The sequence below is a fragment of the Pseudomonas sp. S1(2024) genome, from assembly GCF_046557535.1.
The window spans coordinates 26,997-48,088 of sequence record NZ_JBKGFP010000072.1 but is presented as its reverse complement, the minus strand read 5'-3'; the positions used below and the strand labels follow the sequence as shown (position 1 = coordinate 48,088).

22 protein-coding genes are annotated in these 21,092 nt (G+C 63.7%); all 22 read right to left on the bottom strand.

Annotation, left to right across the window (positions count from 1 at the left end):
- Window position 1: 1 nt before the first annotated feature.
- Complete coding sequence (locus tag ACLCGK_RS20280; RefSeq protein ID WP_410952760.1) at window positions 2-2,242, bottom strand: chemotaxis protein CheA; 2,241 nt, start codon at window positions 2,240-2,242, stop codon at window positions 2-4.
- Between the two features lie 12 nt (window positions 2,243-2,254).
- Complete coding sequence (locus tag ACLCGK_RS20275) at window positions 2,255-3,043, bottom strand: protein phosphatase CheZ (RefSeq protein WP_039612699.1); 789 nt, start codon at window positions 3,041-3,043, stop codon at window positions 2,255-2,257.
- A 20-nt stretch (window positions 3,044-3,063) separates the two neighbouring features.
- Window positions 3,064-3,438, bottom strand: coding sequence for a chemotaxis response regulator CheY (locus ACLCGK_RS20270; protein WP_023663319.1), 375 nt, complete (start codon window positions 3,436-3,438; stop codon window positions 3,064-3,066).
- Window positions 3,439-3,541: 103 nt separating this feature from the next.
- Entirely contained in the window at window positions 3,542-4,282 is a 741-nt protein-coding gene (gene fliA / locus ACLCGK_RS20265) for an RNA polymerase sigma factor FliA (RefSeq protein ID WP_013973585.1), read from the bottom strand.
- Window positions 4,279-5,112, bottom strand: coding sequence for a flagellar synthesis regulator FleN (gene fleN, locus ACLCGK_RS20260; RefSeq protein WP_003254408.1), 834 nt, complete (start codon window positions 5,110-5,112; stop codon window positions 4,279-4,281). Before fleN ends, fliA begins: the two co-directional genes overlap by 4 nt.
- Window positions 5,113-5,205: 93 nt before the next feature.
- Window positions 5,206-6,516: a flagellar biosynthesis protein FlhF gene (flhF, locus tag ACLCGK_RS20255; protein WP_410952759.1), complete on the bottom strand. Its 1,311-nt coding sequence runs from the start codon at window positions 6,514-6,516 to the stop codon at window positions 5,206-5,208.
- Between the two features lie 11 nt (window positions 6,517-6,527).
- The gene (gene flhA, locus ACLCGK_RS20250) at window positions 6,528-8,657 is read right to left on the bottom strand and encodes a flagellar biosynthesis protein FlhA (RefSeq protein ID WP_013973588.1); all 2,130 of its coding nucleotides are present in this window, start codon (window positions 8,655-8,657) and stop codon (window positions 6,528-6,530) included.
- A 204-nt stretch (window positions 8,658-8,861) separates the two neighbouring features.
- The gene (gene flhB / locus ACLCGK_RS20245) at window positions 8,862-10,004 is read right to left on the bottom strand and encodes a flagellar biosynthesis protein FlhB (protein ID WP_013973589.1); all 1,143 of its coding nucleotides are present in this window, start codon (window positions 10,002-10,004) and stop codon (window positions 8,862-8,864) included.
- Between the two features lie 2 nt (window positions 10,005-10,006).
- Window positions 10,007-10,783, bottom strand: a complete 777-nt coding sequence (fliR, locus tag ACLCGK_RS20240) for a flagellar biosynthetic protein FliR (protein ID WP_013973590.1) — start codon at window positions 10,781-10,783, stop codon at window positions 10,007-10,009.
- A gap of 7 nt (window positions 10,784-10,790) precedes the next feature.
- On the bottom strand, window positions 10,791-11,060 hold the full coding sequence (gene fliQ, locus ACLCGK_RS20235) for a flagellar biosynthesis protein FliQ (RefSeq protein WP_013973591.1): 270 nt from the start codon (window positions 11,058-11,060) through the stop codon (window positions 10,791-10,793).
- A gap of 21 nt (window positions 11,061-11,081) precedes the next feature.
- Window positions 11,082-11,837, bottom strand: a complete 756-nt coding sequence (fliP, locus tag ACLCGK_RS20230; protein ID WP_038410037.1) for a flagellar type III secretion system pore protein FliP — start codon at window positions 11,835-11,837, stop codon at window positions 11,082-11,084.
- A complete protein-coding gene (fliO, locus tag ACLCGK_RS20225) occupies window positions 11,837-12,271 on the bottom strand; it encodes a flagellar biosynthetic protein FliO (protein WP_013973593.1) in 435 nt (144 codons plus the stop codon). Before fliO ends, fliP begins: the two co-directional genes overlap by 1 nt.
- A 12-nt stretch (window positions 12,272-12,283) precedes the next feature.
- Complete coding sequence (gene fliN, locus ACLCGK_RS20220; RefSeq protein WP_024087456.1) at window positions 12,284-12,754, bottom strand: flagellar motor switch protein FliN; 471 nt, start codon at window positions 12,752-12,754, stop codon at window positions 12,284-12,286.
- Window positions 12,755-12,801: 47 nt separating this feature from the next.
- Window positions 12,802-13,770, bottom strand: coding sequence for a flagellar motor switch protein FliM (fliM, locus tag ACLCGK_RS20215; RefSeq protein WP_013973595.1), 969 nt, complete (start codon window positions 13,768-13,770; stop codon window positions 12,802-12,804).
- 9 nt (window positions 13,771-13,779) lie between these two features.
- On the bottom strand, window positions 13,780-14,277 hold the full coding sequence (fliL, locus tag ACLCGK_RS20210) for a flagellar basal body-associated protein FliL (RefSeq protein ID WP_013973596.1): 498 nt from the start codon (window positions 14,275-14,277) through the stop codon (window positions 13,780-13,782).
- Between the two features lie 218 nt (window positions 14,278-14,495).
- Window positions 14,496-15,740: a flagellar hook-length control protein FliK gene (locus ACLCGK_RS20205; RefSeq protein ID WP_410952758.1), complete on the bottom strand. Its 1,245-nt coding sequence runs from the start codon at window positions 15,738-15,740 to the stop codon at window positions 14,496-14,498.
- Window positions 15,741-15,812: 72 nt separating this feature from the next.
- Window positions 15,813-16,160: an Hpt domain-containing protein gene (locus ACLCGK_RS20200; protein WP_044047131.1), complete on the bottom strand. Its 348-nt coding sequence runs from the start codon at window positions 16,158-16,160 to the stop codon at window positions 15,813-15,815.
- A 48-nt stretch (window positions 16,161-16,208) separates the two neighbouring features.
- Window positions 16,209-17,900 (bottom strand): fused response regulator/phosphatase, encoded by a 1,692-nt coding sequence (locus ACLCGK_RS20195; protein ID WP_031324413.1) that lies wholly within the window; start codon window positions 17,898-17,900, stop codon window positions 16,209-16,211.
- Window positions 17,901-17,908: 8 nt separating this feature from the next.
- Entirely contained in the window at window positions 17,909-18,214 is a 306-nt protein-coding gene (locus ACLCGK_RS20190) for an STAS domain-containing protein (RefSeq protein WP_013973600.1), read from the bottom strand.
- A gap of 191 nt (window positions 18,215-18,405) precedes the next feature.
- Window positions 18,406-18,858: a flagellar export protein FliJ gene (gene fliJ / locus ACLCGK_RS20185; RefSeq protein ID WP_410952757.1), complete on the bottom strand. Its 453-nt coding sequence runs from the start codon at window positions 18,856-18,858 to the stop codon at window positions 18,406-18,408.
- Between the two features lie 6 nt (window positions 18,859-18,864).
- Window positions 18,865-20,220 (bottom strand): flagellar protein export ATPase FliI, encoded by a 1,356-nt coding sequence (fliI, locus tag ACLCGK_RS20180; RefSeq protein WP_013973602.1) that lies wholly within the window; start codon window positions 20,218-20,220, stop codon window positions 18,865-18,867.
- Complete coding sequence (fliH, locus tag ACLCGK_RS20175; RefSeq protein WP_038410041.1) at window positions 20,210-20,992, bottom strand: flagellar assembly protein FliH; 783 nt, start codon at window positions 20,990-20,992, stop codon at window positions 20,210-20,212. Before fliH ends, fliI begins: the two co-directional genes overlap by 11 nt.
- Between the last annotated feature and the right edge of the window lie 100 nt (window positions 20,993-21,092).

Genomic DNA, 21,092 nt, shown 5'->3' with positions numbered 1-21,092 from the left:
ATCAAATACGCCGCGCGGCGTAACGCTTGAGCATGCTCGGGACGTCGAGAATCAACGCGATGCGACCGTCGCCGGTGATGGTGGCCCCGGACATGCCCGGGGTGCCCTGCAGCATCTTGCCCAGCGGCTTGATTACCACTTCTTCCTGGCCAACCAGTTGATCGACGACAAAGCCGATGCGCTGGGTGCCGACCGACAGGATCACCACGTGGCCCTCGTGCTGCTCTTCGTGCACCTGGCCCTGGACCAGCCAGCGCTTGAGGTAGAACAGCGGCAGCGCCTTGTCGCGTACGATCACCACTTCCTGGCCGTCGACCACGTTGGTGCGCGACAGGTCGAGGTGGAAGATCTCGTTGACGTTGACCAGCGGGAAGGCAAACGCCTGGTTGCCCAGCATCACCATCAGGGTGGGCATGATCGCCAGGGTCAGCGGCACTTTGATGACGATCTTCGAGCCTTGGCCCTTGGCCGAGAAGATGTTGATCGAGCCGTTGAGCTGGGAGATCTTGGTCTTCACCACGTCCATGCCCACACCACGACCGGACACGTCGGAAATCTCGGTCTTGGTCGAGAAGCCCGGGGCGAAGATCAGGTTGTAGCAGTCCGACTCGCTCAGGCGCTCGGCGGCATCCTTGTCCATCAGGCCCTTTTCCACGGCCTTGGCGCGCAGGATGTTAGGGTCCATGCCCTTGCCGTCGTCGGAGATCGACAGCAGGATGTGGTCGCCTTCCTGCTCGGCCGACAGCACCACGCGGCCGGTACGCGCCTTGCCGGAGGCTTCACGCTCCTCGGGCATCTCCACGCCATGGTCGACGGCGTTGCGCACCAGGTGCACCAACGGGTCGGCCAGGGCCTCGACCAGGTTCTTGTCGAGGTCGGTCTCTTCGCCGACCAGCTCCAGGTTGATTTCTTTCTTGAGCTGGCGGGCCAGGTCACGCACCAGGCGCGGGAAGCGGCCGAAGACTTTCTTGATCGGCTGCATGCGGGTTTTCATCACCGCGGTCTGCAGGTCGGCGGTGACCACGTCGAGGTTGGACACGGCCTTGGACATGGCCTCGTCACCGCTGTTAAGGCCCAGGCGCACCAGACGGTTACGCACCAGCACCAGTTCGCCGACCATGTTCATGATCTCGTCCAGGCGCGCGGTATCGACCCGCACGGTGGTTTCCGCTTCGCTGGCGCCATGCTTGTCGGCGGCCGGGGCCGGGGCGCGGGGTGCTGCGGCAGGTTTGCTGGCAGGCGCCGGCGCCGGTGCCGGAGCAGTAGCTGCTGCTGGCTTGGCCACAGGCTGGCAGTCGGCCTTGGCCGCAGCCGGCGCTTGCACCTTGGTTGCAGCCGGGGCTTCGACGGCGGCCACGTCGCCGCCAAACTTGCCTTTGCCGTGCAACTGGTCCAGCAGCGCCTCGAACTCGTGCTCGCTGATTTCATCGCTGGCTGCACTGGTGTCAGTTGCAGCAGGCGCCGGCGCCTTGGCACCGGGCAAGGCATCGGCCTGGAAGGTACCCTTGCCATGCAACTGGTCCAGCAGCGATTCGAATTCGGCGTCGGTAATTTCGTCGCTGGCCACTTCCGGCGCGCTGGCAACCGGCTGCGCGGCAACCTCGGGGCTGAACTGGCCTTTGCCGTGCAACTGGTCGAGCAGCGACTCGAACTCGGCGTCGGTGATTTCGTCACCTTCGCCGCTCACGGTCTCGCCCTGCATCTGCTCGTCGGCCGCAGCTTGCGCCTTGACCGCATCGAGCGAATCGAGCAGCTGTTCGAACTCGCTGTCGGTGATGTCCTGCTCCTCGGCAGGCGCTTCGGCAACCGGTGCCGGTGCTGCGGCGGCAGGCGCTTCAACGGCCACGGCGCCCCCCGGCTCGGCCAGGCGCGACAGCGCCGCCAAAAGCTCGGGGGTAGCCGGGGTCACTTCGGCGCGCTCGCGCACCTGGCCAAACATGCTGTTGACCGTGTCCAGTGCCTCGAGCACCACATCCATCAGTTCCGCGTCGACCCGGCGCTCACCTTTGCGCAGGACGTCGAACACGTTCTCGGCGATATGGCAGCACTCCACCAGCTCGTTCAGCTGAAGGAAGCCGGCGCCCCCTTTTACAGTGTGGAAACCGCGAAAGATCGCATTGAGCAGGTCGGCATCGTCGGGCCGGCTTTCCAGCTCGACCAGTTGCTCGGACAGTTGCTCAAGAATTTCGCCGGCTTCTACCAGGAAATCCTGGAGGATTTCTTCATCGGCGCCGAAGCTCATCAAACGTGCTCCTTAAAAACCCAGGCTGGACAGCAGATCATCGACATCGTCCTGACCGGACACGACGTCTTCACGCTTATCGGCATGAATCTGCGGACCTTCACCCCGAGTCGGATGTTTTTCTCGATCTTTTTCTGCGCGCAGCTGATCGTGGTCATGCTGGATGCCCGCGAAGCGGTCGACCTGGCTGGCCATCAGCACCAGTTTGAGCAGGTTGCTTTCCACCTCGGTGACCAGGGTGGTGACGCGCTTGATCACCTGGCCGGTCAGGTCCTGATAGTCCTGGGCCAGCAGAATGTCGTTGAGGTGCCCGGCGACCTTGCGGTTGCCCTCGGCGCTGTGCGTCAGGAAACTGTCGATGCGTTTGACCAGGTCACGGAACTCCGGCGCAGCCACTTCACGGCGCATGAAACGCTGCCAGTCGGCGCTCAGTGCCTGTGCCTCGCTGGCCAAATCGTTGAGCACCGGGGTGCTTTCCTCGACCAGGTCCATGGTGCGGTTGGCCGCGCCCTCGGTAAGCCTGACCACGTAAGACAGGCGCTCGGTGGCGTCGGTAATCTGCGACACCTCCTCGGCCTGCGGCATGGTCGGGTCGATCTGGAAACTGACGATGGCACTGTGCAGCTCGCGGGTCAGCTTGCCGACTTCCTGGTACAGGCCGCGGTCGCGGGTCTGGTTCAGCTCATGAATCAGCTGCACCGCCTCGCCGAAACGGCCCCGCTCCAGGCTTTCGACCAGCTCCTGGGCATGCTTCTTCAGGGTCGATTCGAACTCGCCCAAAGACGTTTGTGATGAATCCATGGCGCGCCCCCTGACGTGACTCAGCCGTTGACGCGTTCGAAGATCTTCTCGATCTTTTCTTTGAGCACCTGGGCGGTGAACGGCTTGACCACGTAACCATTGACGCCGGCCTGGGCCGCTTCGATGATCTGGTCGCGCTTGGCTTCGGCGGTCACCATCAGTACCGGCATGCTCTTCAGCTTGTCGCTGGCACGCACTTTACGCAGCAGGTCGATGCCGGACATGCCAGGCATGTTCCAGTCGGTCACCAGGAAGTCGTAGTGGCCGTTCTCCAGCATCGGCAGCGCCGTGGTGCCGTCATCGGCTTCTTCGGTGTTGGTGAAGCCCAGGTCACGCAACAGGTTCTTGATGATCCGCCGCATCGTCGAAAAGTCGTCAACGATGAGGATTTTCATGTCTTTGTTCAAGTAGACCTCCAAGCAGTCTCAAACGCGCTCGGCCCCGAGCGCGCATTCACAATTCGGTACAACGTAGAAAACGACTGCAACGACAGCGGGCTCAACGCGCCCGCCATTCCCCCAGGCGGCTGCGCAGGCGCGCGGCACACTGGCTGTGCAACTGGCTGACCCGCGACTCGCTGACCCCCAGCACCTCACCGATTTCCTTGAGGTTCAGCTCTTCGTCGTAGTACAGCGCCAGCACCAGGCGCTCACGCTCCGGCAGGTTGGCGATGGCCTCGGTCAGGGCGACCTGGAAGCGCTCGTCCTCCAGGCCACGCGCAGGTTCTACCTGGCCACTGGCGCCATCCTCATGCAGCCCTTCGTGCTCGCCGTCCTGCAACAGGTCGTCGAAGCTGAACAGGCGGCTGCCCAAGGTATCGTTCAAGATCCCGTAGTAATCATCGAGACTCAATTGGAGTTCGGCAGCAACTTCATGATCTTTAGCGTCACGCCCGGTTCTGGCTTCAACCGCACGCATCGCGTCGCTGACCATGCGGGTGTTGCGGTGCACCGAACGCGGTGCCCAGTCGCCCTTGCGCACTTCATCGAGCATGGCCCCGCGAATGCGGATGCCGGCGTAGGTTTCAAAGCTGGCGCCCTTGCTGGCGTCGTATTTGTTGGCTACTTCCAGCAGGCCGATCATGCCGGCCTGGATCAGGTCCTCGACCTGCACGTTGGCCGGCAACCGCGCCAGCAGGTGGTAGGCAATGCGCTTGACCAGCGGGGCGTAGCGTTCGATCAGCTCGTACTGGGCGTCTTTCGACGCTCGGCTGTACATCTTGAAACCGCTGGCGTTCATAGCACTGGACCCGCGCTGGTGGGTTGCACCAGACGCTCGACAAAGAACTCCAGATGGCCACGCGGGTTGGCCGGCAGCGGCCAGCTGTCGACCTTCTGGGCTATCGCCTTGAAGGCCAGCGCGCACTTGGACCGTGGGAAAGCTTCGTACACGGCACGCTGCTTCTGCACCGCCTTGCGCACGCACTCGTCATACGGCACAGCGCCCACATACTGCAGGGCAACGTCGAGGAAACGGTCGGTGACCTTGGTCAGCTTGGCGAACAGGTTACGGCCTTCCTGCGGGCTCTGCGCCATGTTGGCCAGCACGCGGAAACGGTTCATGCCGTAGTCGCGGTTGAGCAGCTTGATCAGGGCGTAGGCGTCGGTGATCGAGGTGGGTTCGTCGCATACCACCAGCAGCACCTCCTGTGCCGCGCGGACGAAGCTGACCACCGAATCACCGATACCCGCCGCGGTGTCGATCACCAGCACGTCGAGGTTGTCGCCAATTTCGCTGAACGCCTGGATCAGCCCGGCATGCTGGGCCGGGGCCAGGTGCACCATGCTCTGCGTGCCCGAGGCAGCCGGTACGATGCGCACACCACCGGGGCCCTGCAACATCACGTCGCGCAATTCGCAGCGCCCTTCGATGACATCGGCCAGGGTCCGCTTGGGGGTAAGGCCCAGCAGCACGTCGACATTGGCCAGGCCCAGGTCGGCGTCGAGCAGCATGACCCTGCGGCCAAGCTCGGCCAGCGCCAGGGACAGGTTCACTGAAACGTTAGTCTTGCCGACGCCACCTTTGCCACCGGTCACGGCGATCACCTGTACGGGATGCATGCTACCCATGTCTGTTCTTTACCTTGTCTCGCTGGGACTCAGGCCACACGTAGGGCAATTCTGCGTACCCTTTGGCATAGCTACCTTGCACACACTTCATCATCAACCCGCTCGCCGTGGGTTGTGATAGAGATCAGCGAACATGTCGGCCATGGCCTCTTCGCTGGGCTCGTCCTGCTGCTGCACATTGACCGCGCGGGTGACCAACTGGTGCCCCCGAGGCAGGTGCAGGTCGTCAGGAATGCGCGGCCCATCGGTCAGGTAGGCCACTGGCAGTTCATGACTGATGGCAAGGCTCAGCACATCGCCAAGGCTCGCCGTTTCATCGAGTTTGGTCAGGATGCAACCAGCCAGGCCGCAGCGCTTGTAGCTGTGGTAGGCAGCAGTCAGCACCTGCTTCTGGCTGGTGGTGGCCAGCACCAGGTAGTTCTTCGCAGCAATGCCACGCCCGGCCAGGGTTTCAAGTTGCATGCGCAGGGCCGGGTCACTGGCCTGCAGGCCAGCGGTATCGATCAGCACCACGCGCTTGCGCAGCAGCGGCTCCAGCGCCGCGGCCAGCGACTGGCCCGGGTCGACGTAGGTCACAGGCACGTTAAGGATGCGGCCCAGGGTCTTGAGCTGCTCCTGGGCGCCGATGCGGAAGCTGTCCATGCTCACCAGCGCCAGGTTCTGCGCGCCGTACTTGAGCACGTAGCGGGCGGCCAGCTTGGCCAGGGTGGTGGTCTTGCCCATGCCGGCCGGGCCGACCATGGCGATCACCCCACCCTCTTCGATCGGCTCGACCTCGGGGATTTCGATCATCCGCGCCAGATGCGCCAGCAACATGCGCCAGGCCTGGCGTGGCTCGTCGATCTCGGCGGTCAGGTCCAGCAGCTCACGGGCGATCGGCCCGGACAGACCGATGCGCTGCAGCCGGCGCCAGACGGTGGCCTGCTGCGGCTTGCTGCCTTGCAGCTGGTTCCAGGCCAGCGAGCCGAGCTGCACTTCCAGCAGCTCGCGCAGGCCCGAAAGCTCGGAGCGCATGGCATCGAACAGGCGCGGATCGACCGGCGCCGACGCAGGGGCTGGCGCAGCGGCCTCGGGCGCATCGATGTGCGGTTCGATCAACGGCTCGGCGGCGGTCAGCGACTGCCCGGCGAACAATTGGCGGTTGTTGTCGCTGCTGTCATGACGATGATCCAGTTCGGCCTGGGCAGTGGCGATGCGCGTATGGGTCTTGCGCAGCTCTTCTTCCAGTTCGGCGTTGGGCACACGCGGGGCCAGGGCAGACAGCTTGTAGTCCAGCGCGGCCGTCAGTTCGACACCGCCGGCGATGCGACGGTTGCCGATGATGGCGGCATCGGCGCCCAGCTCATCACGGACCAGCTTCATGGCCTGACGCATATCGGCGGCGAAAAATCGCTTAACTTGCATTATCCCCTACCTCAGCCGTTAGGGCCCACGGTGGCAACGATGGTGACTTGCTTGTTGTCCGGTATTTCCTGATACGCCAGAACATGCAAATTCGGTACAGCCAGACGACCGAAACGCGACAGCATGGCGCGGATCGGGCCGGCGACCAGGAGGATGGCCGGTTGGCCCTGCATTTCCTGGCGCTGGGCCGCCTCGATCAACGAACGCTGCAGCTTCTCGGCCATGCTCGGTTCCAGAAGAACACCGTCTTCCTGACCTTGCCCGGCCCTTTGCAGACTATTGAGCAAAATCTGTTCCAACCTTGGCTCCAGGGTAATCACTGGCAGCTCCGACTCAACGCCGACAATGCTTTGCACGATGGCGCGACACAATCCGACGCGCACCGCCGCCACTAGCGCGGCGGTATCTTGACTCTTGCCGGCGTTGTTAGCGATCGCCTCGGCGATACTGCGGATATCGCGTACGGGCACCTGCTCCGACAACAGCGCCTGCAGCACCTTGAGCAGGCCCGACAACGAAATGACACCCGGCACCAGCTCTTCTGCAAGTTTAGGCGATGCCTTGGCCAACACCTGCAGCAGTTGCTGGACCTCTTCATGGCCGATCAGCTCGTGGCAGTGCTTCTGCAGAATCTGGTTCAGGTGCGTAGCCACCACGGTACTGGCATCGACCACGGTGTAGCCCAGCGACTGCGCCTGGGAACGCTGGCCGACATCAATCCACACGGCCTCCAGGCCGAACGCCGGATCGCGTGCGGCAATGCCGTTGAGAGTACCGAACACCTGCCCCGGGTTGATTGCCAGTTCGCGATCCGGGTAGATCTCGGCTTCGGCCAGGATCACCCCCATCAGGGTCAGGCGATAGGCGCTGGGCTGCAGGTCAAGGTTGTCGCGGATGTGCACGGTGGGCATGAGGAAGCCCAGGTCCTGCGACAGCTTCTTGCGCACGCCCTTGATTCGCGCCAGCAATTGGCCACCCTGGTTGCGATCGACCAGCGGGATCAGCCGGTAGCCGACCTCCAGGCCAATCATGTCGATCGGCGTGACGTCATCCCAGCCCAGCTCCTTGGTTTCCAGCGCGCGTTGTGGCGATGGCAGCAGGTCCTGCTGGCGCTGCGCTTCCTGCAGCGCCTGCGCCTTGGCCTTCTGCTGCTTCTTCCACACCAGGTACGCGCCACCACCGGCCAGCAGGCCAAGGCTGAGGAAGGCCACGTGCGGCATGCCCGGCACCAGGCCCATGACGATCATCAGCGCGCCGGACACCGCCAGGGCCTTGGGCGAATCGAACATCTGCCGGTTGATCAGCTTGCCCATGTCCTCGGAGCCCGAGGCGCGGGTAACCATGATCGCGGCAGCGGTCGACAGCAGCAGTGATGGCAATTGCGCCACCAAACCGTCACCGATGGTCAGCAAGGCGTACACCTTGCCGGCATCGCCAAAGCTCATGCCGTGCTGCAGCATGCCGATCAGCATGCCGCCGATCAGGTTGATGAACAGGATCAGCAAACCGGCGATGGCGTCACCGCGAACGAACTTGCTGGCACCGTCCATCGAACCGTAGAACTCGGCCTCCTGCGCCACTTCGGCACGACGGTGCTTGGCCTGGGCCTGGTCGATCAGGCCGGCGTTGAGGTCGGCGTCGATGGCCATCTGCTTGCCGGGCATGGCGTCGAGGGTGAAACGCGCGCTCACCTCCGAGATACGCCCGGCACCCTTGGTCACCACCACGAAGTTGATGATCATGAGGATGGCGAACACCACGGCACCGACCACGTAGTTACCGCCGATCACCACCTCGCCGAAGGCCTGGATCACCTTGCCGGCGGCGCCATGGCCCTCCTGGCCATGCAGCATCACCACCCGGGTGGAAGCCACGTTCAGGGCCAGGCGCAGCAGCGTGGCCACCAGCAGGATGGTAGGGAACGCAGCGAAGTCGAGCGGGCGCAGGGCGTAGACGCAGACCAGCAGGACCACGATCGACAGGGCGATGTTGAAAGTGAAGAACACATCGAGCAGGAACGGCGGTATCGGCAACATCATCATTGCCAACATCACCAGCAGCAACAGCGGCACACCCAGGTTGCCCCGACCGAGCCCGGCCAGGTTGTTACGGGCGTTGCTGATTAACTGAGTGCGATCCACCGCGAGTCCTCTTGATGCAAAACTTTGACGCACAGGGGGCGCCTGGCGCTGGCTTTGCAAGAAGCTTTCCAACTTTGCTCGACGGGGGATTTATGTTGCCTTTTCCGGCCCCTTCGCGGGCACGCCCGCTCCTACAGATGCGGCGTCGCCCTCGCGGATCATGAGGGGCGTGCCCGCGAAAGGGCCAGAAGCCCTTACACAAGATCAACTGTCGCGGCGCAGGTCCGGCGGAATCGGCAGGTCGTCCTTAAGCGGCTCTGGCCGCTTGCCTTTGCCAGCCCGGTACTGGCGGATCTGGAACACGTAGGCCAGCACCTGCGCCACCGCCAGGTAAAGCCCGGCAGGGATTTCCTGTTCGAGCTCGGTGGAGTAGTAGATCGCCCGCGCCAATGCCGGTGATTCGAGGATCTGGACCTTGTGCTCCACACCGATCTCGCGAATCTTCAAGGCAATGAAATCCGTCCCCTTGGCTAGCAGCAACGGCGCTGCCCCACCTTTTTCCGGGTCGTACTGCAAGGCCACCGCATAATGCGTCGGGTTGGTGATGATCACGTCGGCCTGCGGCACAGCCGCCATCATGCGCCGCTGCGATACCTCGCGCTGCAGCTGGCGAATACGCTGCTTGACCTCAGGCTTGCCTTCGCTGTCCTTGTACTCGTCGCGCACTTCCTGCTTGGTCATCTTCATTTTCTTGTGGGTCTGCCACAGCTGGAACGGCACGTCCGCCGCCGCGATCAGCAGCAGCCCGGCCGACATCCACAACGCACTCCAGCCCACTACCTGCAAGCTGTGGATGATCGCCTGCTCCAGCGGCTCGTTGGCGATCGACAGCAAGGCCTGGCGATCGCTGACCAGCACCACCACCGCCACCACCAGGATCACGAAGAACTTGGCCAGCGCCTTGAGCAGCTCGGTCAGGGCATGCATCGAGAACATGCGCTTGATACCCGACAGCGGATTCATGCGGCTGAACTTGGGCTGCAGCAGGCTGCCGGAGAACAGGAAACCGCTCAGTGCGATGGGTGCCACGAAGGAGATCACGAAGAGCAGGATCAGCACCGGCTGCGTCGCCCAAATCGCCATCTTGCCCGAGGCCAACAGGAAGGCGCTCATAGCCCGCTCGTCGACGATGATGTCGCGGGTCAGGCTGAAGTTCATGCGCATCATCTCCAGCAGCGTCTCGGCCAGGTGGCCGCCGAAGGCCAGCAGGCCACCGGCGCCGGCCAGGGTCACCGCCACCGTGTTCAGCTCCTTGGAGCGCGCGATCTCGCCTTTCTCGCGGGCATCGCGCTTGCGCTTTTCGGTGGGGTCTTCTGTCTTGTCCTGACCGCTCTCGCTTTCCGCCATGCTCAGCGCGCCCTCGCCAGTTCACGCAGCCATTGCAGCGCTTCGCTGGCCAATGCCTGGTAGTGGGACAGCACATCGGCCAGGCCGACCCAGAAAATGAACATGCCCATGACCAGGGTCAGCGGGAAACCGATAGAGAAAATGTTCAGTTGCGGCGCGGCGCGGGTCATCACACCAAAGGCAATGTTCACGACCAACAGCGCGGCGATCACCGGCAGAATCAGCAGCAGGCCTGCGGCAAATACCCAGCCCAGGCGCCCGGCCAGCTCCCAGAAATGGTTGACTACCAGTGCGTTGCCCACCGGCAAGGTGGTGAAGCTTTCGGTCAGCACCTCGAACACCACCAGGTGGCCATTCATCAGCAGGAACAACACACTTACCAGCATGGTCATGAACTGGCTGATCACCGTGACGTTGACACCGTTGGCTGGGTCGACCATCGAAGCGAAGGCCATACCCATCTGCACCGCGACGATCTGCCCGGCAATCACGAACACCTGGAACAGCAACTGCAACGCCAGACCGAACAGCGCGCCGACAATGATCTGCTCGGCACACAGCAGCAAACCGCGCAGGCTCAGCGGGTCGAACTCAGGCAGGGGGGGCAGTGCCGGGACGATTACCACGGTAATAGCCACCGCCACGTACAGGCGCACCCGCGCCGGCAGCATGCGAGTGCCGAGGATGGGCATGGTCATCAGCACCGCCGTCACCCGGAACAACGGCAGGATGAAGGTCGCGACCCAGGTGCCGATTTGCGTGTCGGTCAGCTCCAGCATCGGCGCGTCAACCGATCAGCTGCGGGATGTTGGTGTAGAGACTGGTGATGTACTCCATGAACTTCTGCACCAGCCACGGCCCGGCGATGATCAACGTCACCAGCATCACCAACAGGCGCGGCAGGAAACTCAGGGTCTGTTCGTTGATCTGCGTGGCGGCCTGGAACATCGCCACCACCAGGCCCACCAGCAGGCTCGGCACCACCAGCACGGCAACCATCAGCGTGGTAAGCCATAACGCATCACGGAACAGGTCGACAGCGACTTCAGGTGTCATCGGCGGCTCTCCTTGACGGCGTCAGACGCCGCCGAAACTACTGGCCAGGGTACCCATGATCAGCGCCCAGCCATCGACCAGCACGAACAGCATGATCTTGAACGGCAGCGAGATGATCAGTGGCGACAGCATCATCATGCCCATGGCCATCAGCACGCTGGCCACCACCATGTCGATGATCAGGAACGGGATGAAAATCATGAAACCGATCTGGAACGCGGTCTTCAGCTCGGAGGTGACGAACGCCGGCACCAGGATCGTCAGCGGCACCTGGTCCGGGCCGGCGATGTCTGTACGCTTGGACAGGCGCATGAACAGGTCGAGGTCGCTTTGCCGGGTTTGTGCCAGCATGAAGTCCTTGAGCGGCCCCTGGGCCTTGTCGATGGCCTGCTGGGCGGTCATCTGCTCCTTCAGGTACGGCTGCAGGGCGTCCTGGTTCACCCGGTCGAACACCGGCGCCATGATGAACATGGTCAGGAACAGCGCCATGCCGGTCAGCAACTGGTTCGACGGCGTCTGCTGCAGGCCCAAGGCCTGACGCAGGATCGAGAACACGATGATGATGCGGGTGAAGCTGGTCATCAGGATGACGAACGCCGGGATGAAGCTGAGCGCAGTCATGATCAGCAGGATCTGCAGGCTGACCGAATATTCCTGCTGCCCGTCCGGGGTATTGGACAGGGTAATGGCCGGGATCGACAGCGGGTCGGCACCCAGGGCCAGCGGCGCAGCCAGCAGCAGCGCCAGAGTCAACAACACACGCAGCGCGCCACTCATCACTTCTTGTCCTTAGGGTCCTTGCCCATCAGCTCCATCAGCCGCTGGGCAAACTCCGGCGTCGCCTGGCGGGCGTTTTCCGGCACTTCCACGGGCTCGGCCAGCACATGCAGGGCCTCGATGCTGCCAGGGGTATGGCCGATCAGGATCTGCTCCTTGCCCACCTGCACCAGCAGCAGGCGGTCACGCGGGCCGATGGCCCGGCTGCCGACGATCTCGATCACCTGCCCGCCCTTCACCGCCGTGCTTTGCAGACGCCGCAGCAACCAGGCCAGGAAGAAGATCAGGCCGACCACCAGCAGCAGGCCGAAAACCATCTGCGCCAGCTGCCCACCGAGGCTGCCAGGTGCGGTTGCCGGTGTGGCCGCAGGTGTGGCCGCGGCCAGGCAAGCCTGGCTGGCGAGCAGCGCGGCAGCCGCCGCGATGGCGCGCATCGTGCCCTTCACTCAGCGCAGCTTCTTGATACGTTCGCTGGGGCTGATCACGTCGGTCAGGCGGATGCCGAACTTCTCGTTGACCACCACTACCTCGCCATGGGCGATCAGCGTGCCGTTGACCAGCACGTCGAGCGGTTCGCCGGCCAGGCGGTCGAGCTCGATCACCGAGCCCTGGTTGAGCTGCAGCAGGTTGCGGATGTTGATCTCGGTGCTGCCCACTTCCATGGAAATGTTCACCGGGATATCCAGGATCACGTCCAGGTTCGGGCCTTCGAGGCTGACGTTTTCGTTCGGCTTCGGCGAGCTGGCGAACTCCTCCATCGGCAGGCGTCCCGGTCCGCTGGTGCTGCTGCCGGTGTCACCACCCAGCAGTGCATCAATATCGGCCTGGCCGGCTGCACCGGTTTCTTCCAGTGCCGCAGCCCACTCATCGGCCAGTGCCTGGTCCTCTGCGGAGGTAATCTCGTTTTCGTTAGCCATGGTTTCCTCGACAGGCATTCAATTCGTTATGTGCGATCGGCACGCCGTCAGCGGCGTTCGATCGGGTCGATGATCTGCAGCGCCAGGTTGCCCTTGTGCGAACCCAGGCGCGCCTTGAACGACGGCACGCCGTTGGCACGCAGCACCAGGTGCTCGGGCAGCTCCACCGGGATCACGTCGCCAGGCTGCATGTGCAGGATGTCGCGCAGCTTCAACTGGCGACGGGCTACGGTGGCGGTCAGCGGCACGGCAACATCCAGCACGTCCTCGCGCAGGGCCTTGACCCAGCGCTCGTCCTGGTCGTCCAGGTCGGACTGGAAACCGGCGTCGAGCATTTCCCGCACCGGCTCGATCATCGAGTACGGCATGGTCACGTGCAGGTCGCCGCCACCGCCGTCCAGCTCGATGTGGAAGGTGGACACCACCACCGCCTCGCTGGGGCCGACGATGTTGGCCATGGCCGGGTTGACCTCGGAGTTCATGTACTCGAAGGTGACCGGCATGATTGCCTGCCAGGCTTCCTTGAGGTCGACGAAGCACTGGTCCAGCACCATGCGCACCACGCGCAACTCGGTGGGGGTGAACTCGCGGCCTTCGATCTTGGCATGGCGGCCATCGCCGCCGAAGAAGTTGTCCACCAGCTTGAACACCAGCTTGGCATCGAGGATGAACAGCGAAGTGCCGCGCAGCGGCTTGATCTTGACCAGGTTGAGGCTGGTCGGCACGTACAGCGAGTGCACGTATTCGCCGAACTTCATCACCTGCACGCCACCCACCGCCACGTCGGCGGAGCGGCGCAGCAGGTTGAACATGCTGATACGGGTGTAGCGGGCGAAGCGCTCGTTGATCATTTCCAGGGTCGGCATGCGACCCCGCACGATACGGTCCTGACTGGTCAGGTCGTAGCTTTTGATGCTGCCAGGCTCGGATGCACTCTCGGTCTGCACCAGCCCGTCGTCGACGCCATGCAACAGGGCATCGATTTCATCCTGGGACAGCAGGTCCTGTACGGCCATTGCGGACTCCTACTGCAATACGAAATTGGTGAACAGCAACTGGTCGACGACCGGCTTGCCGACTTCCTTCTGCGCCACTTCCTGGACCACTGCGGTGGCCTTCTGACGCAGCATTTCCTGCCCCACCGGGCTGCCGGCCAGGGTGTCGAAGCCTTGCCCGGAGAACATCATCACCAGGTTGTTGCGGATCACCGGCATGTGCACCTTGAGCGCATCCAGGTCGGCCTGGTTGCGTGCTTGCAGGGTGATGCTCACCTGCATGTAGCGCTGGCGACCGTTCTGGTTGAAGTTGACCACGAAGGCCGGGGTCAGTGCTTCGTAGATAGCCGCTGGCTTGACGTTGCTGGCTGCAGGATCGGCGGCCGGGGCCGGCTCGCTCTTGTGCATGATGAACCAGGTAGCGCCCACCGACAGGCCGATCGCCAGCAACAGGCCCACTACTGCCAGCAGGATCAGCTTGAGTTTGCCTTTAGTGGCGGGGTCTTTGACTGCTTCGCTCTTCGCCATGCCAATAATCCGTCGTCCATCGGGGGTTCAAGGGAGGATGGCTTGGCTTGAGCAAGTGTTATGCCAGATTTTGTAGAGGATGGGTTCCGGCAGGTTTTGCGGCGCTGCCTTCTTCGCGGGCACGCCCGCTCCCACAGGCAACGCACAGGATTCGAAACCGATGAAATACCTGTGGGAGCGGGTGCGCCCGCGAAGAGGCCGGCTCAGGCTAACGGTTATCAGGCGTAATAATCGACCGCACTGTCGCCAACAACCACCTGCTGCTCCACAGGCCGGGCGCTATCGACTGCCTCTACCCCGCCCTGCTCGGCCCGGCGCGCCGCCACCCCGGACAGGTTGCTGCCCTGCGCCTGACCCTGCTGCTGTTGCCCGCGCGACTGGTCGGCCACGTTGACATCCGGCTGTGCCAGCCCCTGCTGGGCGAACAGCTCGCGCAGGCGGTGCACCTGGCTGTCGAGGGCGTCACGCACGCCGGCGTGGCCGCTGATGAAGGTGACCTGGGTCGACTGGTCCGCCGCAACATTGACGCGAATGTCCAGGCGGCCCAGTTCAGCCGGCTCCAGCTGGATATCCGCCGACTTCAGGTTCTGGCTGGACAGGTACATGACCCGATTGACCAGGCCCTCGGCCCAGGCGTTCTGGTTCATCGGCAGCGGTTGGTGCAATGGGCTGGCGTTGGCTGGCACGGCATTGGCGGTCTTGGCCGTGGCGGCCTGGGTCAGGTTGGCCAGGCGGTTGGCGAAATCGTCGATGCGCGTATCGCTGCCAGCGCCCTTGGTGTCCTTCAGGCCATCTTCGAGCAAGGCAGCAAAGGCCTTGTCGCCGGGCTCGCCCGCCTCACCCTCGGCATTCTCGACCAGATTCGCCAAGGTATTGACGGCCATCTGCCCCTCCTCGCCCTGAGCCTGCGAAGCGTCCAGGGCATGTGCCGAAGTCGCCCCTTTGGCCTGGGCGCTTTGCTCCAGCGCCAGACGCAAGGTCGGCAGGTTGGCCAGAGGGTCGGCGTCAGGATCGAAGGTTTCCTCGGCGGCAGACTCCTCGGGCAGCACGGCCGTGACCTGCGCCGTGGCGGCCTGCAACACCGGCGCCACCGCCTCGGCCTGCGCCTGGATCAGTTGAGCGCCAGGCTGGGCGTCGGTTACCTGGCCGGCCACCAGGCTGGCATCGCGCAAGCCGGTGTCAGCCTTGGCCTGGTCGTCGGCTGGCAATTGTTTGCCGTCATCGGCAACTGCGGGTTTGTCGGCAGCGGCTTTCTTGCCGCCCTGCGCCGCCTCTGGCTTGGCCTGGGCGACCTTGTCGTCCTGCCCTGCGGCCTTGTCGCGGCCCTGCTTGGCCATCACCTGGCCGAAGCCTTCGCCCTTGTCGCCCGGCGCCTGCAGCGGCTTGTCGGCCTGTGCGGTGGCCGAACGCGAGGTATTGGCAACGGCGTTGCCTTGCAGCAATGGGTTGGGTGCGACAGGCATCGAGCGGTCTCCGCGCCAGAAACAAAAAAAACATCCAGCCAGAGACAGGCAAGACTCGCGCCAAGTCGTGTATCAACCCGCCGAAATGCGTTGCTGCTCACCTCGGTAGAAGCGCTGTACCTCGACGAACTCCAGGTCGATGCGGTTGATCAGGTCCTCGATGCCATACAGCGGAGGCCGCCGCGCGCGCTCCTCCAGTTGCTGGCACAGGCTGGCCAGTGCAACCGCGCCCATATTGCTGCTACTGCCCTTGAAACTATGGGCCGCAGAACCGAGCTCTTCAGCATTTTTGGCCGCATGCAACTGGCCCAGGCGCCGCTCGGAGTCGTCAAGAAAGGTTTGCACCAACTGCAGGTAGCCATCTTCCATGACCTCACGCAGGTCGCTGAGTACCTTGTGGTCAATATGCATGTCAGTCACTTGTTCACTCCTTGATCAAGCCAGATTATGCCCGAGCCAACCCGTGGCTCACCAGACGAACTCCACATGCGCGCAACGCCCGCCTTCACTCCAGCACGCGCTGCTGGCCAGCCGCCGAACCAGATTCAGGCCACGCCCGCTCAGCCCCTGCTCCAGCGTGGGCCGCGACAGCACGCCCTGCACATCGAACCCGGCACCACTGTCACGGACCTCGATCATCAGACGCCCGCCGTCGGCATGCGGTTCAACCTTGAAATCGATGCGCACGTAACCGTCGGTCAACACCCCGAGGCGCCGGGCGCGCTCTTGATAATAGTCTGCAAAGCCTTGGCCATCGCGCTTGAGCTGCGAATCCAGGCCCAGCACGCCATGCTCCAGCGCGTTTGAATAAAGCTCGCTGAGCACACTGTGCAGGTTGCCGGTGCGCGCACGCAGGCCGTGAATCTCCTGCAACAACTGCACCAGGTACGGCACCGGGTTGAAGCGTTTGAGGCTCTCGCCACGCACCTCGAACCCCAGCGACCAGTCCAGCGGGCTGGAGCGGCCGCTATCAGAGTAGATCATCGGCGCCGGCACCCGCTCCTCGGCACAGAACATACGAATGTCGCACAGGCTGATGTCATCGCGCGGGCGCCCGCCAAAGCGCTCCAGGGCCTGCATCACTTCGTCGAACAGCCGCGCCGGGTCACGGTTGTCGGCCAGCACCCTGCGCAGGCGCTGCACGCCGAACAGGCGCTCCTGGTCGTCGGCCGTATCGAGCACGCCGTCCGAAAGCAGCAGCAGGCGCTCACCCGGCGCCAGCGGCAGCACTTCGGTACTGTCATCGAAACGCTCAGCGTCCAGGATGCCCAGCGGCAGGTGTCGCGAACCCAGCGCCGACAGCACCTGGCCATCCACTGCCAGGCGATAGCCATCAGGCATACCGCCGTTCCACACCTCCACCGAACCGCGCTGCATGCTGAGGTTGAGCAGCAGCGCACAACAGAACATGTCCACCGGCAAGATGCGCTTGAGCTTGGCGTTCATCTCGCGCAGGACCTGCGCCATGCCGTAGCCCTTGGCAGTCATGCCGTAGAACACTTCGGCCAGCGGCATCGCCCCTACCGCCGCCGGCAGGCCGTGGCCGGTAAAGTCGCCGAGCAGCACACGCATGTCGCCGGACGGGGTGAACGCGGCCAGCATCAGGTCGCCATTGAACAGCGCATAGGGCGATTGCAGGTAGCGGATGTTAGGCGCGGCAAGGCAGCCGGAGTGGGCCACCTTGTCGAACACCGCCTTGGCCACCCGCTGCTCGTTGAGCAGGTGGTGGTGGTGCCGGGCAATCTGGTCACGCTGCTCCAGCACGGTGGCCTGCAGCCGGCGCAGTCGGTCCATGGCGCGGATCTTGGCACCAAGGATCACCGCACTGTAGGGCTTGGCCATGAAGTCGTCGCCCCCTGCCTCCAGGCAGCGCACCAGGCCTTCCTCCTCGTTCAATGAAGTCAGGAAAATGATCGGCACCAGCGCTTCGCCGGCCAGGGCCTTGATCTGTCGCGCCGCCTCGAAGCCATCCATCACCGGCATCAGCGCATCCAGCAGCACCAGTTGCGGGCGCCGCTCGACGAACAACGCCACCGCCTGCTCGCCGTTTTCCGCGGTAAATACTTGATGACCCTGACGGCGCACGATCTGCGCCAGCAGCAGGCGGTCGGCGGCACCGTCTTCGGCCACCAGCACGGTCAACGCCTGTTCGGCCGGCATGTCGGCGCTCAACTGATATCGAAGAGTTTTTCGAAATTGGAGATGGCGAGTATCTTGCGCACGTCGGAGCTGGCATGCACCACTCGCACATCCGACTCATCGCCGCCTGCATGGTCACGCAGCAACAGCAGCATGCCGAGCGCGGAACTGTCGAGGTAGGTGGTGTCCTTCAGGTCGACGACCACCGAATCTGGCCGGCTGGGCTGGCGTTCGTAGGCGTCGCGAAATTCCTGGTGCTTGCCGAAATCGAAGCGCCCCTTGATCTTTATCGTCAGCTTTTTCCCGTCCTGCGAAAAATCAGTCTCGACTGCCATGCTAGCGATTCCTTCGATGATGGCGGATGCAACTCCATAAAGGTTTAGCAGGCGATGGCGGGGGTGGCAAGCATGTGGGCTGCCTGTCCCGGCCTCTTCGCGGGTGAACCCGCCCCCACAGGATCTCCACAAATTCGAATCCTGCGCCGTGCCTGTGGGAGCGGGTTTACCCGCGAAGAGGCCAGTACAGGCTATAGGTGATTCTGCCGCGGCAGGCGTTGTGAGAGCTCGTCGAGCAGGCGCTGCTCGCGCTTGTCTTCGGCCCGCCGGGCTTCCTCCAGATAGCGCTGTACCAGCTTGCGCAGGCCTTCCACCCGGGCATAGGCCTGCTGCCAGGTGCCGCGGGCGTTGTTGAGGTTGTTCTGGTGCCAGACCAGGCTCTGGCGCTGCTGAGTCATGGCCGTTTCCAGCTGCCCGAGGAAGCGCTGGTAATTGACCAGCCAGCTACCGTTTACCCCCTGCCCGCCGCGGTTGATCCACTGCAGCTGGTAATCCTCGCGAAACCGCTCGAGCTCGGCCAGCTTGGCCTGGGCAGTGGCCACCTGCTGCTGGAACTGCCCAAGGCGCTGCGCCGCCTTGCGCTCGGTCTCTTCGGCCATGTCCACCACCGGCGCCAGGCGCGCGGCACGTCCAGGCAGCGCCATGGCTTATCAGCCTGCCGGGGGCGTGAAGATCGCCCCCAGCTGGTCGCGGCTTTGCGCCATGCCCACGTTCTCGCGCAGGCCCTGGCGCAGAAACTCCACCAGCTTCGACTGCAGGGCAATGGCCAGATCGGTTTCCGGGTCGCCACCCGCCACGTAGGCACCCACACTGATCAGGTCACGGCTTTGCGACAGGCGCGACCACAGCTGCTTGAACTTTTGCGCCTGGCGCAAATGGTCGGCATCGACCACCTGAGGCATGACCCGACTGATCGAGGCTTCGATGTCGATAGCCGGGTAATGGCCTTCCTCGGCCAACCGCCGCGACAGCACGAAGTGGCCATCGAGCACACCACGCGCCGAGTCGGCAATCGGGTCCTGCTGGTCGTCACCCTCGGACAACACAGTGTAGAACGCGGTGATCGAACCACCGCCTGGCTCGCCGTTGCCGGCCCGCTCCACCAGCTTGGGCAGCTTGGCGAACACCGACGGCGGGTAACCCCGGGTGGCCGGCGGTTCGCCGATGGCGAGGGCAATTTCACGCTGGGCCTGGGCGAAACGAGTCAGCGAGTCCATCAGCAACAGCACGTTCTTGCCCTTGTCGCGGAAGTACTCGGCGATACGTGTGCAGTACATGGCGGCGCGCAGGCGCATCAGCGGCGCATCGTCGGCGGGCGAAGCGACCACAACCGAGCGCTTGAGGCCTTCCTCACCCAGGATATGCTCGATGAATTCCTTGACCTCGCGGCCCCGCTCACCGATCAGGCCGACGACGATGATTTCGGCTTCGGTGAAGCGGGTCATCATGCCCAGCAACACCGACTTGCCCACGCCGGTACCGGCGAACAAGCCCAGGCGCTGGCCGCGACCGACGGTGAGCAGGCCATTGATGCTGCGGATACCCACATCCAGCGGTTTGCTGATGGGGTCGCGGTTCAACGGGTTGATCACCGGGCCGTCCATCGGCACCCAGTCCTCGGCCTTCATCCCGCCCTTGCCATCCAGCGCACGGCCGGCGCCGTCGAGCACCCGGCCGAGCATGCTCATGCCCATGGGCAGGCGGCCGCCGTCATCCAGCGGCACCACCCGGGCGCCGGGAGCGATGCCGACGATGCTGCCGACCGGCATGAGGAATACCTTGGGCCCGGCAAAACCCATGACTTCGGCTTCCACCTGCACCGGGTGATAACTGTCGTCGTTGATTACCAGGCAGCGGCTGCCGACTGCAGCGCGCAGGCCTTCGGCTTCCAGGGTGAGGCCAACCATGCGCAGCAGGCGGCCTTCGACGATGGGCTGGGCCGGCAGTTCGATGGCCTCGGCATAACTGCCCAGGCGTTTGCCGAAGCTGGTGCGTTCAAGGTGCATCCGGGGTATCCACCAGGCTGTCCAGATCAATGGACATATCCGCTGCCGCCGGGTGCAGCGAATGGTCGTGCAACTGATCGAACAGTTGCGCCACGGCTTTCTCGATGCGGGTTTCCATGGTCGCGTCGATGCGGCTGTGCGCGGTCTCGATACGGCAGCCGCCTGGTAGCAGCGCGCTGTCCTCGAGCAGCCGCCAGCTTTCCTCATGGCGCTCGCGCAGGGCCTTGGCCAGCTCGAAATCCTGCGGGTTGAGATGGATGCGGATATTGTCCGCGCCCATGGGCAGCAGCTTGAGCGCTTCGCGCAGTACCTGGGTGATCTGGCTGGAATCACTCCGCAGTTCGCGACCGATTACCTGACGGGTCATGTGAGCAACCAGGTGGACCAGGGCCTTCTCGATCTGCGTGTCTTGCTCGGCGATCGGCTCCATCAGGTTGGTCATCAGGCGGTCGAGGCTTTCCAGCTTGGTCTTCAGGGCCTCTTCGGCTTCCTGGCGGACCTTGAGCTGGGTGCTATGGAAGCCCTCGCGCTCACCGGTGGCAAAGCCTTCGTTGTAGGCTTCCTGGCGGATGGCCTCGAGTTCTTCCAGGGTCAGTGGCTGGACTTCTTCCAGCGGCACTTCCTCGACTTCTTCCTCGACTACCTCGGGCTCCGGCTCCGGTTCGGGCTCAGGCTCGGGTTCCGGGTCGAAGCTGGGCAGCGCCCATACGTCCACGCCTTCGAGGTCGCGGGCGCGGATCAGGTCGCTGGGGTGATGTTCTTTGGTGGGCATGTTTTCAGGTACTCAACGCATCTTCGACCTACGCGGGTCTCTGTGGGAGCGGGCGTGCCCGCGAACACGGGCATCGCCCGTGCCATCCACCGCAGCGCCT